This window comes from Belnapia sp. F-4-1 (assembly GCF_000802185.1).
In the GTDB taxonomy this organism is placed as follows: Bacteria; Pseudomonadota; Alphaproteobacteria; order Acetobacterales; family Acetobacteraceae; genus Belnapia.
This window is the reverse complement of sequence record NZ_KN676113.1, coordinates 3,877,538-3,893,195: the sequence shown is the minus strand read 5'-3', so window position 1 is coordinate 3,893,195 and position 15,658 is coordinate 3,877,538. Positions and strand designations below refer to the sequence as shown.

Genomic DNA, 15,658 nt, shown 5'->3' with positions numbered 1-15,658 from the left:
TGGTGACGGCGATACCGTCCACGGCGCTCAGCCCGACGGCAGGGTCGGCCGAGCTGCCGGCGATCGTGCCGATGGCGTTCGCGCCGGTCAGGCTGATGACGCCGCCGCTTGCGGTGGCGCTCAGCCTGGCGACGGAAAGCACGGTCGCCGCGTCCTGCACGATCCCGCCAGCCGCGGCCAGCTCCAGCGTCGGCGCCAGTGCGAGGTTCGTGCCGAGGCGCAGGTCGCCATTGGCGACGAGGATCAGCCGGTCCGCCACCACCTGGCCCAGCGTCGCCGCGCTCAGCAGCAATGCACCCGCGCCCGGGCTGCCGATATCGATCCCACTGGTGAGCGAGGCGATGCGCACCTGGCCCATGGCACCGGCATCGATGGCGGCGGCCGCACCGAGCGCATCCGTGGCGAGGAGGATCCGGTTCGCCGCATCCACCCCCCGAAGCCGAGCCCGTTGGCGATGGTGAGCGCCGGCCCGGTCAGCGCGATGGTCGAGCCCTTGCCGGCCGTAATGCCGCCAGCGAGGACATTCATCGCCCTGTCCGAGCGGATGGCGACGCCCTGGCCGCCCCCGCCCGCGCTCGCCGTTACCCCGGCAATGCGGTTGTCCGCGCGATCGAGGGAAATCGCCCCGGCGCCCGCCGTCGCCACGAGGCTTGCCGCCGTCACCGCGCCACCGGCCTGCAGGACGCCACCATTCGTAGCGACGACATGCACCGCGGCAGCCAGGCCGCCGACAGCCCCTTTCAGGGTCATGTCGCCATCGCTGACCACCTGCACGGCCCCGCCGCTGCCGGTTCGCCGCGCCTGATCGATGGTGAGCGCCGCGCCGGTAGTCCTTACGACGATGTCACCGGCGGACAATGCATCGAGCACGCCGACGGCATTGCCCCGGTCGAGGGTGATGGCGCCCGCGGCGCCGTTCCCGTCGCCGCCACGAAGGGTCAGCACCCCCGCGGTCACGATGCCATCGGCCGTCTGGGTGATGGCGCCATCGGCATGGAGTGCGACCCTGCCCCCGACCTGGCCAACAGCGCCCTGCAGCTCCAGCGCCCCGCCTGTCGTCACCCTCACGTTGCTTGCCGCCGCCTGCGCCACGGCAAGGGCGTTGGTGCCGTTGCTGAACAGCAGCTCGCTCACCGCCCGCGCATCCAGGGTGCCGACCGCATTCGCCTGCTCGAGCGAAACGCTTGCAGCGCGGCTCGCCCCGCCCGCCGCACCGCGCACCGTCAGCGTCGCCGCCGTCACCGCGCCGGACGTCTGCGTGATCGCCCCGCCGGCATGCAGCGCGACCGCCGTCCCGCTCAGCGCACCGTGCAGCGTCAGGTTGCCGCCTGTCGCCAGCGTCACCGTGCCGCCTACCGCCTCCCGGATGGTCAGGGCGTTAGCGCCATTGCTGAAGTCCAGCGTACCGCCGACCTTCGCATCCAGCGTGCCGACCTGGTTGTTGGCTCGCAGCACGGCGCTGCCTGCCCGGCCCGAGCCATCGGCACCGCGAATGACGAGCGTGGCCGCCGTGATGATGGCGTCATCGGCCTGCGTGACGGCGCCGCCGACCCAAAGGTTGAGCGTGTTGCCGGCGAGATTGACCGCCGTGCTGATGGTGATGTCCTGGCCGGCCTGCAACGTCACCGATGCCGCGGCCTTGTCGAGGTCGGAGGCGCGGACCTTGATCGTGCCATCGGGCGCGGTGGTCGCCACGACGCTGTTGACCGGCGCGTCGGGATCGGCCGGCGCATCGGCATCGGCGACGACCTGGATGCTGGTCGGGTCGAGCAGCAACATGCCGCGCCGCCCCCTTGGTGCCGCCGCATCCACTTGCGCCGCGATGGTGAGCGCCCTCTGCCCCGACAGTTCGACCAACCCGCCATTGCCGCCCTGCGCACCGCCCCGGACGGAGTAGCGGCCGCGCGCCACCGTCTCGCTGGCGGAGTTGACGGCGATGGTGCCGCCTTGCCCCTGCTGACGGGCATCGGCACGCAGCCGCGCCCCCGCCTCGACGGCGGTGCGCGCGCTCATCGCCTCGCTGCGCCCGATGCCGCTGGTGCCGACCAGAACCGTGCCGCCGCCTGCCCCACCGGAGGCGCTGACGCGTGCCGTGGCGCCGATCGTGGTGGCGCTGCTGCCGCGCAGCTCGACCCGCCCGCCATGCTCCCCGGCCCCACCCCGCGCCGATACCCGCCCCTCGACCCTGACGCCGCCGTCCTCGGCCCGCAGCGCCACCTGCCCGGCACGTCCGGCCGCGGTATCGGCGCTGATCCGGCCGGTGTTGCGCACCAGGTCCTCGACCAGGCCGGAGGCCGCATGGGCGGTGATCAGCACCGCGCCACCCTGCGCCTCGACGACGCCGCTATTGGTGACGAGCGCCGTCGCCCCGCCCGGCGCCGTCCGCACCGCCTGCGTCACGTCGATCGAGAGCAGCCCGTCGCCTGCGAGGTCGAGGCTGTAGGTTTCCGCCCCGGCCAGCGCCACGCGCCCGAGCCGCGCGCGGATCGTCCCCGTATTGCCGACCCGCGGCCCGACCAGTGCGGCGAGGCCCCGGTCGGCGACGGTGATGCTGCCATGGTTCTCGACCCTGGCGCCGGGCCGCGGCGCGCCATCGAACACCATCCGCCCGGCCATGAAATTCTCGTTGGTGACATTGGCCGCGCTGGCGATCAGGCTGCCGACATTCACCTGCGCACCCTGCGCGAAGACCATCCCCGACTGGTTGACGATGGCGACGCCGCCATTCGCCGTCATCCGCCCGGCAATGACGGAGGGATCGGGCCCGGTGACGCGGTTCAGCGTCCAGGGGGTGGCGCCCGGCTGCTGGAAGTTGACGCTCGCATTGGCACCGATGTTGAAGCTCTGCCAATTGACCGCCGCCCGGTCGCTGCCCTGGCGCACCTGCATGGCCGTGCCGGATTGCGCAATCGCCGCCTGCCCCGCCACGACCTGCCAACCGGTCGGCAAGGCATTGGGCGCGACAGCTTGCCCCAGCGCAGCCGTTGCCGCCGGCAGCAGCGCCGTCGTCCCGAGCAGCCAGGCCCGCAGCATCACGGGGCAGGTCCATGCAGAAGCGGCCATCGGCCCAATCTCCCAAAACCCGGCCGCCGGCCGGAGCAGCCCACGTCTTGGAACTCAGAACTTCACCAGCGTGCGGAACAGCACCGCCGTCTCGCGCAGGGCATCCGCCGCCGCGCCGTCCGGGCGCCTGACGACGCGGTAGGCGCCTTCGAGGTCGAACTGCACCGTGTCGTTGATCACCGTGCGCACGCCGCCGCCCCAGGAGGAGAGGCGCCGATTCGCATCGTTCGGCCGGTTCTCGGCAGTGCGGCCCATATCGCGGAAGGCGTAGAGCTGCGCCGCCACCCGCCCCGGCCCGAACTCGCTGTTCGGCAGGTCGAAGGCGAGGTCGTACTGCGCCTCGAGCGCCAGCCCCCAGGCCCGGTCGCCGGTCACCTGGCCGGAATAGTAGCCGCGCCCGAGCCGGTTGCCGCCGAGATAGAATTTCTCCGCCTGCGGCAGGATGTCGCCGCTCCACTGCCCGACGAAGAGCGCCTGGATGTTGAACATCTGCCCTTCGCCCGGCGACCAGAGCGGCTGGGTGCGCTGCACCTCGCCGCTGATCTTGGTGAAGCCGAAATCCTCCGCCCCGCTCCGCCCCGACAGCGGGGAGCCGTTCCGCGTCGCCCCGAGCGCGGTGATGCCCTGGCTCAGGCGGACGCTGCCGAGATTGGTCGCCGCCGGCAGGAAGCGGATCCAGCGGTCCAACAGCTGCCCGTCGAGCCCGCCACGCCAGCTGCGGATGGCATCCCGGCTCGCCCGGCTGCGGCCGCTGGTGCCGGTCTCGACCACGCCGTCGAAGATGTCGAAGCTGGTGACGGCATAGAGATTGGCCGGGCGGCTGCGGATGAGCGGGTAATTGGCCGAGATGCCGCCCACCTGCGTTTCGCCGTGATAGCCGATGGCGCGGAGGCTTCCCGAGGGCCTCGTCTGCCCGGTGCCGGCATAGAGCCTGACCCGCAGCCCCGAGCCGCCGACGAAGGCCTCGACGGAGCCTTGGGCGAACCACTGCGTGCTGTCCTGCGCGCCGAAGAGCGAGAACTCCGTCCGCTCGCCATACTCGGTGAAAGAGTTCAGCCCGCCGACCGCGAGCCCCTGCCCGGGCCCGACCAGCCTGTAGCCGCGGTTGTCGACATTGACATAGCCGCTGTACCACTTGCGCTCGACCTGGGCGACGAGTTGCAAGGCCCCCGCCTCGGTCGGCAGCGGCCTGAGCGTGCCGCGCAGGGTGACGCCGGGGATGTCCTGCGCCAGCAACAGCGCCCGCTCGATCGCCGCCGCCGTCACCGGCCGCTGGCCGAGGAGCCGGTTGAGGAAGCGCAGCACCTGCGTCCCCGCCGGGCCGATATCGCCCTCCAGCTTCACCTCGGCGATGAAGCCCTCAGTCACGGCGAATTCCAGGTCGGCGACGCCGCCGCGCCGGGTGAGGCCGGCATTGATGGTGGCGAAGGGATAGCCCGCATCCCGATAGGCGCGGAGGATCGCCAGCCGCGCCTCCTCCACCTGCGCCAGCGGGATGGTGGCGTCGGCGAGTCCGGCGATGGCCGGCGCCAGCTCGGCCGGGGTCAGCGCCTCGGCGCCCCTGATGGTCACGGCGCCGATCGGCACCTCGGCCGCGGCGCCCGGCCCGGTTTGCGCCTGCACCGGCGGGCCCTCGATGTTCGGCGCCAGCCGCACCGGGGGCGCCGGCGCATTCAGCTCCACCGGGTTCCGCAGCGCGGGCTCCAGGGGGATGCGCGGCGGGGCTGCTCCCTGGGCGAGCGCCTCCCCGGCCACCAGCAGGACGGCCGCTGCCCCAAGCGCTATCCGCAACGCACCCATCGACAGCGCTTCCCCATCGCTGATCGCGGACAGTTTAACCATCTCTTATAAAAGTGATAAGATACAGGCGTCACTACGTGCGAAATATTCAACCGTAGGCCAGCGTCTCCGAGAAACCTCCTCATTTTTTCGACAGGCTCACCCGGTGCGCTCGCAGGCCGGAGCAGCCCGATTATTCCCCTGGCCGCCCAGGCTCCGGCCCGTGCATCCTGGCATCGCTTCCAACAAGGACCACTCCACCCCATGGCCGGATGGCTGGATGACCGCGACCTGCCGATCGAGACGGGCTTCGAGGGCGAACCCGCACCGGGGCTTGAGGGGTTGCCGCGCATGGACCTTGCCCCGGTCGAGGCCCAGCTTCCGAGCCTTGTCGACCAGGCGGTCCGCGGCCCGGTCGTCCTGACCCGCAACGGCACGGAGAGCTTCGTCCTGCTGCCGCTCGACATCTACCGCCGCCTATGGGCCGCCGCCCCCCGCCCGCCGGTGATCGAGGCGGAGCCCGGGTCCGGCAAGCGCCGCCGCCGCTGATCCACGCTTGACGCCGCGGCCGGCGAGGCGCCAACAGCCCCGCCATGGCACCGCCCCTTCTGCTGCTCCAGGACATCCACTACGCGATGGGCACGACGCCCCTGCTCGCCGGCGCGACCCTTTCGGTCGAGCCGGGCGAGCGGCTGGCCCTGGTCGGCCGCAACGGCTCCGGCAAGTCCACCCTGCTCCGCATCGCCGCCGGCACGCTGGAGCCGGAGCGCGGCACCCGCTTCCTGCAGCCCGGCGCCACCCTCCGCAGCCTGCCGCAGGAGCCGGATTTCGGCGACGCGCCGAGCGCGCTGGCCTATGTCGAAGCCGGCCTCGGCCCGAATGACGACCCCTACCGTGCCCGCTGGCTCCTCAACGAGTTGGGCCTCACCGGCGAGGAGGCCCCCGCCCGCCTGTCCGGCGGCGAGGCCCGCCGCTGCGCCCTCGCCCGTGCCCTGGCTCCCTCGCCCGACATCCTGCTACTCGACGAGCCGACCAACCATCTCGACCTGCCCGTCATCGCCTGGCTGGAGAAGGAGCTCGGCAGCTTCCGCGGCGCCCTCGTCCTGATCAGCCACGACCGCCGCTTCCTCACCGCCCTGTCGCGGGCCATGGTTTGGCTCGACCGCGGCACGACGCGCCGGCTGGAGCAGGGCTTCGGCGCCTTCGAGTCCTGGCGCGACCAGGTGCTGGAGGAAGAGGAAGCCGCCCGCCACAAGCTCGACCGCCAGATCGTGCGCGAGGAGCACTGGATGCGCTACGGCGTCACCGCCCGGCGCAAGCGCAACATGCGCCGCGTCGGCGAGCTGGCCGACCTCCGCCAGCGCCGCCGCGAAGCCCTGCGCGCGACCGGCACCGTCCGCATGGCCGCCAGCGAGGCCGATGGCTCCGGCACCCTTGTCATCCAGCTTGACCAGGTCAGCAAATCCTACGGCGATGCCCCGCCCGTCGTCCGCGACCTCTCGACCCGCGTGCTGCGCCGCGACCGCATCGGCATCATCGGCCCGAACGGCGCCGGCAAGACCACGCTGCTCAACCTGATGACCGGCGCCCTCGCCCCCGATTCCGGCACCGTCCGCCTCGGGACGGGGATCGAGATGGTGACGCTCGACCAGCGCCGCGACAGCCTCGACCCGGCGATCAGCCTCGCCGAGGCGCTGACCGGCGACAAGTCGGACATCGTCCATGTCGGCGGCGCGGCCCGCCACGTCGTCGGCTACATGAAGGACTTCCTCTTCGTCCCCGACCAGGCCCGCACCGCCGTCGGCGTGCTCTCGGGCGGCGAGCGGGGGCGGCTGATGCTGGCCCGCGCCTTCGCCCGCCCCTCCAACCTCCTCGTGCTCGACGAGCCGACCAACGACCTCGACCTCGAGACGCTCGACCTGCTGGAGGAGCTGCTGGCCGATTATGGCGGCACCGTCCTCGTCGTCAGCCACGACCGCGACTTCCTCGACCGCGTCTGCACCAGCGTGGTCGTCTCGGAAGGCGAAGGCCGCTGGCAGGAATATGCCGGCGGCTATTCGGACATGCTCGCCCAGCGGGGCCGCGGTGTGGAGGCGAAGGCCGCCGCCCCGGCGCCGAAGGCTCCGCCGCGCCAGGCCACCCCCTCGCCCACGCCGCCGGCGGCCGCCCGCCGCAAGCTGAGCTTCAAGCAGCAGCACGCGCTGGAGGCGCTGCCCGCCCGCATGGAAGCGCTGCAGGGCGAGATCGCCACGATCCGCACGGCGCTCGCCGCTCCCGACCTCTACAGCCGCGATCGCGCCCGCTTTGACCGCTTCAATGCCGCCCTCGTCGCCAGGGAGGCGGACCTCGCCGCCGCCGAGGAGGAATGGCTGGAGCTTGAACTCCTGCGCGAGGAGATCGAGGCCGGCTGAACCGTGCCTGCGCCTCCGCCGTTGCAAGCGGGAACGGAGCGGGAGGCAGGCGGCGTGGCGTTGTTGACGAGGGAGGATTGGCGCCGCCACTCCTGGTTCGCCTGGGCCTCCCTGCTCGCCCTGGTCGCCACCGCCGCCTGGTTCTGGCTGATCGACCGCCGCTCCGCCTCCCTCGGCACGCTGGTGGCGCTGGCCGGCTGCCTTGGCGTCATCCTGCCACCGCGCGAGCGCATGGCCGTGCTGCCCGCCCCGCTTCGCGCCCTGCCCCGCAGCCTCGATGCGGCACCGGTCCTGGCGACGCTCCTCGTCAGCCCCGGCTTCGGCCTCAACTGGTTCTACGGCGCCAACCCCTATGACGAGGTCGTCCACCTGCTGAACGGCATCCTCGCCGGCGCCGTCTTCGTCGCCCTCCGGCAATGGCGCGGCCCGCGCGACGGCGCCTGGCGGCTCGTCGGCGAGACGCTGCTCTTCGGCCTCGCCCTCGGCTCCCTCTGGGAGGTCTTCGAGGCGCTGACCCGCCTCAGCGGCGACTGGACGGATACCTGGACCGATGTGGTGCTGACCACCGCAGGTGCCGGCCTTGCCGCCGCCATCTCCCGCATCGGCCTCCCTACCCGCCGTTCGAGCCCGACCGAATAGCCGCCGGATGCTCGTCGCCACCTACAACATCCATCGCGGCCGCGACGCCGCCGGCTTCCGCGACAGCCGCCGGCACATCCAGGCCGTCATCGCCGAGATCGCCCCGGACCTGATCGCCCTGCAGGAGGCGCAGAACTACCTCCGCCGCGGCGCGCCGATGCTCGACCTCCCGCTGCTCGCTCGCAGCCTCGACCTGCACCCGCTGCCCATCGCCGAGCATCCCGGCCATCCCGGCTGGCGCAGCAATGTCGTTCTCGCCCGCCCGCATGTCCGGCTGCGCGGCGCGCCCGTCGCCCTCCGTCTCGGCGGGCTCGAGCCGCGCGGCGCGGTGATGGCCGAGCTGGAGGCCGGCTGGGGCGCCTTCCGCCTCATCGCCACCCATCTGAGCCTCGGCGCCGAGCGCCGCCGCCTCCAGGCCCGTGCCCTGCTGGAGGCGATCGCCGCCGGGCCGGAGATGCCGACGCTGCTGATGGGCGACCTCAACGAATGGCATCCCGGCCATTCGGTCCTCGGCGTCCTCGCCCCGCTCTTCGGCACGCCGCCCCGGGCGCCGACCTTTCCCGCCTTTCACCCGGTCGGCTCTCTGGACCGCATCATGGCCCACCCGCCGGGCCTGGTCGCGGCGGTCGAGGTGCATGACACGCCCCTCGCCCGTCGCGCCTCGGACCACCTGCCGCTGAAGGCGGTGTTCAGCCCAGCCGCCAGCGCCCCCGCTCCACCGTCGAGAAGAAGCTCGCCAGCGCCGCGTTGAAGGCCGCCGGCTCCTCGAGGTTAATCGCGTGGCCGGTGCGCGGGCACATCCAGAGCCCGGCATTCGGCAGCACCCTCTTGAGGAAGATGTTGGTCTCGATGCAGGGCCAGTCCTCGTCGCCGACGACGAGCAGGGTCGGCACCTCCATCCGCCGCAGCTCCGCCTCCCAGTCGAAGATCGAGTCCCGCTCGCCCTGGTAGTGCTTCATGGTGAGCCCTGTCCCGCGCCCGGAATGCTCCGCCAGCCGCGCCATATAGGCCGCCCATCCGCGCGGGTCCTTCTTCTTCAGCTGGATGCGGGTCGGCGCGTGCCCCGTCTCCTCCGCCATCTCGCCGGGCCAGCCTTGGGCGATGAGCTTGTCGCCACGCGCCGCGCATTGCGCCCGGAACTCCGCCTGCTCCGCCCGTGGCGAGCCGGAACCCGCCCCCGCCGGCACCAGCGACAGGGCCATCTCCGGATGGCGGAGGCCGAAGAGCAGCGTCGCGAACCCACCCATCGACAGCCCGACGATATGAGACTTGCCGATGCCGAGGTGGCGCAGCACGGCCACCGCATCCGCGACGGCGCGGTCCTGCCCGTAGAGCTTCGGGTCATCCGGCACGTCGGAGGGGGGATAGCCCCGCGCGGAGTAGGTGATGCAGCGGTATTCGCGGGAGAAGAACCGCATCTGGTCCTCCCATTCCCGGTGATCCGCGCCGAATTCGTGGATGAAGAGGATGGGCAGACCGCTGCCGGCCTCCTCGTACCACAGGCGCGCGCCATCGGCTTCCGCATAGGGCATCGGACGTCTCCTCGTTTCCCGGGGGCGATCCTGCACCCGTCTCCTACCCCCTCGACAAGCCCTCCCGCGGGGAAGAGGCTCGCCGGCCCTCATGGACCTGGCTGCGCCCTCCGCCACCGAAGGATTCTGCCGATGAGCGATGCCGTCATCCGCCATCTCGAAAGCCAGCACGACGCCATCCAGGAGCGTTTGAAGGCGCTGCTGCGCCTCCCATCCGTCAGTACCGACCCGGCCTATGCCGAGGGCATGGCGGCCGCCCGCGAATTCCTGATGGACCGCCTCCGCGCCCTCGGCCTTGAGGACGTCCAGCTCCTCGACGGCGGCGGCCAGCCGGCGATCTACGCCGCCTGGCAGGGCGCGCCCGGCCGCCCGACCATCCTGCTCTACGGCCATTACGACGTGCAGCCGCCCGACCCGCTGGAGCTCTGGCACTCGCCGCCCTTCAAGCCGACGGTCCGCGACGGCCGCCTCTACGCGCGCGGCGCTTCCGACGTGAAGGGTTCCACCCTCATCGCCGTCGAGACCGTGGGTGCCTTCCTCGCGGTCGAGGGCGGTTGTCCGGTGAACGTGAAGGTCTTCCTCGAAGGCGAGGAGGAGGTCGGCAGCCCCTCCCTCCCCACCATCATCGACCGCTACCGCGACCTCCTTGCGGCGGACGCCATGCTTTCCGCCGATGGCGGCCGCGCGAGCGCCACCTTCCCGACCGTCAGCGTCGGCTGCCGTGGCATCGCCGCCCTGCAATTCAGCCTTCGCACCGCCGGGAAGGACGCCCATTCCGGCCGCGTCGGCGGCGCCGTCCGCAATGCGCTGCACGAGATGGCGAAGCTCATCGCCTCGCTGCATGACGAGGAGGGCCGAGTCCTGGTCGATGGTTTCCTCGACGGCGCCATGGAGGTGACGCAGGACATCCGCGCCGAGAGTGCCGCGCTGCCCTTCGACGAGGCGGCTTGGTACGCAGACCTCGGCGCCACCCCCTATGGCGACCCGGACTACACGCTGCGCGAGCGCATCACCGTCCGCCCGACCGTCGAGGTGAACGGAATGTGGGGCGGCTATACCGGCGCCGGCGGCAAGACGGTGCTGCCTTGCGAGGCGCATGCGAAGCTGACCATGCGCCTCGTCCCCGGCCAGGACCCCGCCGCCGCCCAGGCCGCGCTCCGCCGCCACCTCGAGGCACGCTGCCCGCCCGGCGTCACGCTCGAATTCGACTACCGTCCCGGCGGCACCCGCGCCTTCACCCTCGGCCCGCATCACCCGCTGCTGCTCGCGGCCGAGCGCGTCACCGAATGGGTCCACGGCCAGCGCCCCGTCCGCACCCGCGCCGGCGGCACCGTGCCCATCACCACGCTGTTCCAGGAAAGCCTCGGCATCGACAGCCTGATGTTCGGCCTCGCCATGCCGGACGAGGACGCACACGCGCCGAACGAGTTCTTCCGCCTGTCCTCCCTGGCGGAAGGGCTACGCTCCTGGCCGATGCTGCTGAGCGAGCTCGGCACCCTCGCACCCGGGGATTTCCCGAAGCGCTGACGGCGGAACTTCGGCCCGCGGCGCCGGTTGGCCCTGCTCAACCGAGGGAGCAACCAGCCATGGCCGACGACACGCCCAAACCCGCCACGGCGACCGAGCAGCCAGCCCCGCCCAAGGCCGGCGAGGAGAAGAAGGTCGATACCGGCGCCCAGGAAGCGGCCGCGAAGGAGCGCGAGAAGAGCGGCGGCTACCAGTAGCCTCCGCTCACCCGCGCCCCGACCGCTGCGAGGCCGTCCGCTGCGCCGGCTTTGCCGGCGGCCGGGCCCGGACCGGCCGCTCCATCCGCACCGGCCGTGACAGCGGCCGGTGCACCGCGGGCGGCGGCACCATCGGTGCCACCACCGGCACCGGGGCCATGGCTGCCGGAGCCGGCAGCATGGGCATGGGAGGCAGCGCGGCCGCCACCGGGGTCGGCCCTGCCTGAACCGGCGTCACAATCCCGGCCGCAGGAGCCTCCCGCGTCACCGGCTGCGGCCGGCTGCCCGAGCCGAACCACAACCCCGCCAGCACCGCAACAGCCGCGACTCCGGCACCGCTCGCCATCACCCAGGGCTTGCGCGCGCGCGGCAACGGCGGCTCCACAGGCATGGCGAGGTCTTCCGGCTCCGCGGCCGGTGGCTGCACCGCCGCGACCCGCCGCAGCGGCACGACACTGCCTCCATGGGAAGCCTGCGCCGGCATCCGCGGCGCGACGCCACGATTCGGCGCGCCGACCCAGTTGTCCGCCCAGGCCCGGTCGACCGGGACGACCAGCCGCGCGACCGTCGAAATCCAGGCGCTCCCCCCGGAGACGCTGAGCGGCGGCACCTGATCGAAGGCACGGGCGATGCCGGCCATGTCGGGAACTTCGTCGTTGCCGAGGCTGCCATGCAGCACCGGCAGGAAGCCGCCGAAGATGGCACCGAACCGCGCCTCTTCCAGCCTCGCCCGAAGCACCTGCTCGGCGCCCTCGGTCCTTTCGCCGAAATCAAGCAGCGCGACGCCGAGGCCCGGATGCAGCAACACCAGATCCACCCGGACCGGCCGGCCCGGATCGCCGCCGATGTCGCAGTGGCGCCCGCAGATCCAGCCTTCCGGCAAGCGCACCACGCTGCCGCCGAAGGCGTGCGAATAGCGCTCAGGGACTCTCTGGCCCCTGATGGACAGTTCCGCCGACATCCGAACTTCCCCCAATATCCCCTTGGGATTGATCGCGCTTTTTACGCCGCATGGGCAGACAGAATGGTGGCGGATCACTCAAAAAAGCGCGAGGTAAGATTGTCGAGCAATCGCGGCCGGAGGCGTTCAACCGAAGGTGGAAGGCGATGCGCTTCGAGGCGTCCTGCTTCGCAGCATCGATTTCGCGCTTCGGCATGGCGTCCCCAACGGGATTCGAACCCGTGTTACCAACGTGAAAGGCTGGTGTCCTAGGCCTCTAGACGATGGGGACTGGCCTGTGCCGGCCCCTTTCGGGACCGTGGGCGGCTCAACTACACTGCCCGGCCGGCAACGTCCAGCCTTGCCCTCACCCATCGCCTCAGACCAGCATCCGGGCGCCGGCACGGCTCGCACCCTGCGAATCCAGCCCTTCTGGCCCGGAGCCGGCCTGCAGGCCGTGCTCGGCCCCCGCCGGCACTCCCAAGGCGTCATTTCACAGGCTCTCTAACGCCCGAGTTGAAGCCTGGATCGCGCTTGCGGGAGCGCGGACGCGTTCGCGCGAGCAAGGGTTCCGCCGCCGCTGCCGCACCGCTAGGCAGGCTGCCATGCATCGCCGGTCCCTGCTTCTCGGCGCGCTCGCGCCCGCCGCCCTCTCGACGCCTGCCCTCGCCACCCAGCGCACGGCTCCTGGCCTGCGACGGCTGACCCTGCGCCACGCCGCCACCGGCGCCCGCTTCAACGGCGTCTATCACGACGGCCGCAACGTCGACCCGAGGGCGCTCTCCGACATCTCCACCGTCCTCGCCGACAGCCGCAGCGGCACCGTCCATGCCTTCGACCCGACCGTCATCGATTTCCTGTGGGAAGCCGGGCAGCGCGCCCGGTGGCGCGGCGAGTTCCTCGTGGTCTCGGGCTTCCGCACGCCGGAGACGAATGCGCTGGTCTGCGGCGCAGGCAACAGCCAGCACCTCACCGCGCGCGCCCTCGATGTCTGCCTTCCGACGGCGCAGCTTCCCGGCTTCGCCGATGCCGCGCTGGAGATGCGGCGCGGCGGCGTCGGCGTCTACAACAGCCGGAGCTTCGTCCACCTCGACAGCGGCCCGGTCCGGCGGTGGGGCGACGTCCCCGGCGGCGCCTCCGGCAGCAGCGCCCCGCGTCCCGCCCCCGAGGATCCCATCGCCCGCATCGCCGAGGCCTGGGCCGCGGCTCGCCGGAACTAGGGCGCGACGCGGCCCCGTTGGGGCAAACCCGGATCAGATGGAATCATCGGATCGGAGTGATTTGCCCGACTGGGCAACAGGCAAGAGCGGTTCCGCGAGCCCGTGCGAACGGAAGCCGCTCCAATGTTCTGCTGATCCGCGAAGCCGTGGGTGAACCCACGAACGTCACGGGCAGGACGCTAGCGGTAGTATGGCCGGGGCGGCGGGGCATAGCGCGGCCGCGGCGGCGGGTAAGCCCGGTAATGGCGGCGCGGCGGCGGAGCATAACGCCGGTGACGGTAATAGCGCGGCGGCGGCGCATAATGCCGGCGATACTGCACGGGCATCAGCAACGAGCCCTCCGCCGCCGATAGCCCCGGCCCCGCCGGCGCCGCCGAGGCGGCCCCCGACAGCATCCCCATGCCCAGAATCGCGGCCAGCAGCAAACGGCGCATGCCCATCTCCTTCCGGTTGTCCTGCGGGCAACGCTCTGCCGTGTCGATGGCTGCTTCGCGGCATTCCTGCCGCAATGCCGTGGCACGCCGTGACGGAGCGTGACAGGCCCTGGCGAACCCGTGGATGGAGGAAGGCGTCAGCCCGCCTGGACCGGCGCCGCGTCCACCACATGGAGGCAGGCGCTGACCGTATCGTTCCAGCGCTCGGCCCTGATCTGGCCGCAGAGATGCAGCGGCCCCGCCTGCCGCGCCAGCAGCGCCTCGGCCAACGGTCCCTCCTTGGCGCGGAAGCAGATGGCCTTCAGCCGCCCGCCCGCCTCGCCTTCAAGGAAGGCGCGGATGGTGTTGCCCTCCTTCCCCACCCGGTCGGCGCGCACCACGCGCGCCCGCGGCAGGACGAAGACCGGCTCCTCGTTCCCTGCCCCGAAGGGCGCCAGCCGCTCCACCTGGCAGGCGAGGTCGGTCGTCGCCGCCGGCACGGCGACGCTCCCCTCGACGACGAGGTCGGCCGCCCCCGGCAGGCCCTTCGCCATCGCAAGCCGCTCATTGAGGAAGGCATGGAAGGCTTCCCGCCGCTCGGCGAGGAAGCCGAACCCGGCCGCCATCGCATGCCCGCCGCCGGTCTCCAGTAGCCCCGCCTGCCGCGCCGCGATCACCGCCGCGCCGAGATCGACCCCCGGCACCGACCGCCCCGAGCCCTTCGCCATCCCCCCGGCCAGCCCGGCGACGCAGGCCGGCCGGTTGAACTTCTCCTTCACCCGCCCCGCCACGATCCCGACGACGCCGGGATGCCAGCCATCGCCGCAGACCAGCAGCACCGGGTGCCCGGCCGCATGCTGCGCCTCGGCCGCGGCGAAGGCGGCGCCGAGTACCTCGGCTTCCACCTCCTGCCGCCGCCGGTTGACGGAATCCAGCCGCTCCGCCATCGCCCGCGCCTCGACCGGATCGTCGCAGAGCAGCAGCCGCATCCCGAGGTCGGGCTCGTCCACCCGCCCGGCCGCATTGATCCGCGGCCCCAGCACGAAGCCGAGCGAATGCGCCGTCGGCAGGTCCCGCACCAGCCCGACATCGAGCAGCGCGGCGACGCCCGCACGCCCGCGCCGCGCCATCACCTTCAGCCCCTGGGTGACCAGGGCGCGATTGACGCCGGTGAGCGGCATCACGTCGCAGACCGTCGCCAGCGCCACCAGGTCGAGCAGATCGATCGCCGAAGGCTCCTGCGCCTGCGCGAAATGCCCCATCCGCCGCAGCGTCCGGTGCAGCGCCACGACCGCCAGGAAGGCGACGGCCGCCGCGCACAGGTTCCGCAGCCCCGAGGTGCAGTCGAGCCGGTTGGGATTGACCGCCGCCGCCACACGCGGCACCGGCCCTTCCGACTTGTGGTGGTCGAGCACCACCACATCCGCCCGTCCCTCGGCCGCCGCCAGCGCCTCATGCGCTGCGATGCCGCAGTCGACGCAGACGATCAGCGTCGCCCCCCGCTCGCACAGCGCCCGGATCGCCGCCGGATTGGGCCCGTAACCCTCCTTGAGCCGATCCGGCACGTAATGGCTGACCGTGCAGCCGAGCCGCCGCAGCGCCCTGACCATCAGCGCGCCGGAGCATGCCCCATCGACGTCGTAATCGCCGAAGACGGCGACCGTCTCGTTGCTGCGCACCGCCCGGGCCAGGCGCTCTGCCGCCGCATCCATGTCGATCAGCCGCGACGGGTCCGGCAGCATGGCCCGCAGCGTCGGCTCAAGGAAGTCGCCGACGCCCTCCAACGGCACGCCCCGCGCCGCGAGCAGCCGCCCGACCAGCTCCGGCAGCCCGGCGCGCTGGGCAATGGCGAGGCCGACCCGCTCCTCCGCCTCGCGCCAGATCCAGCGCCGCCCGGTCAGGCTGCGGCCGATGCCAAGAACAGGCTCCACCATCAC

Annotated in this window: 13 protein-coding genes and 1 tRNA gene; 7 read left to right on the top strand and 7 right to left on the bottom strand. The window is 72.2% G+C overall.

All coding sequences use genetic code 11. The features are described from left to right. Positions 1–282 precede the first annotated feature (282 nt). Positions 283–3,063 carry a filamentous hemagglutinin N-terminal domain-containing protein gene (locus LH62_RS32080; RefSeq protein ID WP_236552575.1) on the bottom strand — a complete coding sequence of 927 codons (2,781 nt, stop codon included), beginning with the start codon at positions 3,061–3,063 and terminating at the stop codon, positions 283–285. A gap of 54 nt (positions 3,064–3,117) precedes the next feature. After that, on the bottom strand, positions 3,118–4,863 hold the full coding sequence (locus LH62_RS18435; RefSeq protein WP_052214662.1) for a ShlB/FhaC/HecB family hemolysin secretion/activation protein: 1,746 nt from the start codon (positions 4,861–4,863) through the stop codon (positions 3,118–3,120). A 243-nt stretch (positions 4,864–5,106) separates the two neighbouring features. Here LH62_RS18435 and LH62_RS18430 point away from each other — a divergent pair, with 243 nt between their 5' ends. Genes LH62_RS18430 through LH62_RS18415 form a run of 4 tightly spaced genes read left to right on the top strand, consistent with a single transcriptional unit; the run spans position 5,107 to position 8,643 of the window. After that, positions 5,107–5,391: a type II toxin-antitoxin system prevent-host-death family antitoxin gene (locus LH62_RS18430; RefSeq protein ID WP_043363542.1), complete on the top strand. Its 285-nt coding sequence runs from the start codon at positions 5,107–5,109 to the stop codon at positions 5,389–5,391. Positions 5,392–5,435: 44 nt separating this feature from the next. Next, positions 5,436–7,253, top strand: coding sequence for an ABC-F family ATP-binding cassette domain-containing protein (locus LH62_RS18425; RefSeq protein WP_043363541.1), 1,818 nt, complete (start codon positions 5,436–5,438; stop codon positions 7,251–7,253). A gap of 54 nt (positions 7,254–7,307) precedes the next feature. After that, on the top strand, positions 7,308–7,892 hold the full coding sequence (locus LH62_RS18420; RefSeq protein ID WP_144404529.1) for a hypothetical protein: 585 nt from the start codon (positions 7,308–7,310) through the stop codon (positions 7,890–7,892). 7 nt (positions 7,893–7,899) lie between these two features. Continuing rightward, the gene (locus LH62_RS18415) at positions 7,900–8,643 is read left to right on the top strand and encodes an endonuclease/exonuclease/phosphatase family protein (protein ID WP_052214661.1); all 744 of its coding nucleotides are present in this window, start codon (positions 7,900–7,902) and stop codon (positions 8,641–8,643) included. On the opposite strand, the gene LH62_RS18410 is transcribed toward LH62_RS18415, so the two are convergent. Beyond that, on the bottom strand, positions 8,582–9,424 hold the full coding sequence (locus LH62_RS18410) for an alpha/beta fold hydrolase (protein WP_043366120.1): 843 nt from the start codon (positions 9,422–9,424) through the stop codon (positions 8,582–8,584). The genes LH62_RS18415 and LH62_RS18410 overlap by 62 nt on opposite strands. Before the next feature lie 132 nt (positions 9,425–9,556). Between LH62_RS18410 and LH62_RS18405 the strand changes: the two genes are divergently transcribed. Both LH62_RS18405 and LH62_RS31195 read left to right on the top strand, forming a co-directional pair. After that, positions 9,557–10,951: a dipeptidase gene (locus tag LH62_RS18405; RefSeq protein ID WP_043363539.1), complete on the top strand. Its 1,395-nt coding sequence runs from the start codon at positions 9,557–9,559 to the stop codon at positions 10,949–10,951. Between the two features lie 59 nt (positions 10,952–11,010). Further along, positions 11,011–11,148, top strand: a complete 138-nt coding sequence (locus LH62_RS31195; RefSeq protein WP_160299851.1) for a hypothetical protein — start codon at positions 11,011–11,013, stop codon at positions 11,146–11,148. Between the two features lie 7 nt (positions 11,149–11,155). On the opposite strand, the gene LH62_RS18400 is transcribed toward LH62_RS31195, so the two are convergent. Together LH62_RS18400 and LH62_RS18395 are read right to left on the bottom strand one after the other, a co-directional pair. Further along, positions 11,156–12,109: a hypothetical protein gene (locus tag LH62_RS18400; protein ID WP_043363538.1), complete on the bottom strand. Its 954-nt coding sequence runs from the start codon at positions 12,107–12,109 to the stop codon at positions 11,156–11,158. Between the two features lie 195 nt (positions 12,110–12,304). After that, positions 12,305–12,380, bottom strand: a tRNA-Glu gene (locus LH62_RS18395). Between the two features lie 313 nt (positions 12,381–12,693). On the opposite strand from LH62_RS18395, the gene LH62_RS18390 reads away from it, so the two are divergent. After that, the gene (locus LH62_RS18390; protein WP_052214660.1) at positions 12,694–13,308 is read left to right on the top strand and encodes a DUF882 domain-containing protein; all 615 of its coding nucleotides are present in this window, start codon (positions 12,694–12,696) and stop codon (positions 13,306–13,308) included. A gap of 179 nt (positions 13,309–13,487) precedes the next feature. Here the strand turns inward: LH62_RS18390 and LH62_RS18385 are convergent, their stop codons facing one another. Together LH62_RS18385 and recJ are read right to left on the bottom strand one after the other, a co-directional pair. Next, the gene (locus tag LH62_RS18385) at positions 13,488–13,742 is read right to left on the bottom strand and encodes a hypothetical protein (protein WP_043363537.1); all 255 of its coding nucleotides are present in this window, start codon (positions 13,740–13,742) and stop codon (positions 13,488–13,490) included. Between the two features lie 137 nt (positions 13,743–13,879). After that, positions 13,880–15,655, bottom strand: coding sequence for a single-stranded-DNA-specific exonuclease RecJ (gene recJ, locus LH62_RS18380; RefSeq protein WP_043363535.1), 1,776 nt, complete (start codon positions 15,653–15,655; stop codon positions 13,880–13,882). Positions 15,656–15,658: the final 3 nt, after the last annotated feature.

Excerpts from the sequence above, each read along its gene's own strand:
- LH62_RS18390 (WP_052214660.1), top strand. The coding sequence starts at position 12,694 with ATGCATCGCCGGTCCCTGCTTCTCGGCGCGCTCGCGCCCGCCGCCCTC.
- LH62_RS18435 (WP_052214662.1), bottom strand. The coding sequence starts at position 4,863 with ATGGGTGCGTTGCGGATAGCGCTTGGGGCAGCGGCCGTCCTGCTGGTG.
- recJ (WP_043363535.1), bottom strand. The coding sequence starts at position 15,655 with ATGGTGGAGCCTGTTCTTGGCATCGGCCGCAGCCTGACCGGGCGGCGC.
- LH62_RS31195 (WP_160299851.1), top strand. The coding sequence starts at position 11,011 with ATGGCCGACGACACGCCCAAACCCGCCACGGCGACCGAGCAGCCAGCC.
- LH62_RS18415 (WP_052214661.1), top strand. The coding sequence starts at position 7,900 with ATGCTCGTCGCCACCTACAACATCCATCGCGGCCGCGACGCCGCCGGC.
- LH62_RS18430 (WP_043363542.1), top strand. The coding sequence starts at position 5,107 with ATGGCCGGATGGCTGGATGACCGCGACCTGCCGATCGAGACGGGCTTC.
- LH62_RS18385 (WP_043363537.1), bottom strand. The coding sequence starts at position 13,742 with ATGCGCCGTTTGCTGCTGGCCGCGATTCTGGGCATGGGGATGCTGTCG.
- LH62_RS32080 (WP_236552575.1), bottom strand. The coding sequence starts at position 3,063 with ATGGCCGCTTCTGCATGGACCTGCCCCGTGATGCTGCGGGCCTGGCTG.
- LH62_RS18405 (WP_043363539.1), top strand. The coding sequence starts at position 9,557 with ATGAGCGATGCCGTCATCCGCCATCTCGAAAGCCAGCACGACGCCATC.
- LH62_RS18410 (WP_043366120.1), bottom strand. The coding sequence starts at position 9,424 with ATGCCCTATGCGGAAGCCGATGGCGCGCGCCTGTGGTACGAGGAGGCC.
- LH62_RS18425 (WP_043363541.1), top strand. The coding sequence starts at position 5,436 with ATGGCACCGCCCCTTCTGCTGCTCCAGGACATCCACTACGCGATGGGC.
- LH62_RS18400 (WP_043363538.1), bottom strand. The coding sequence starts at position 12,109 with ATGTCGGCGGAACTGTCCATCAGGGGCCAGAGAGTCCCTGAGCGCTAT.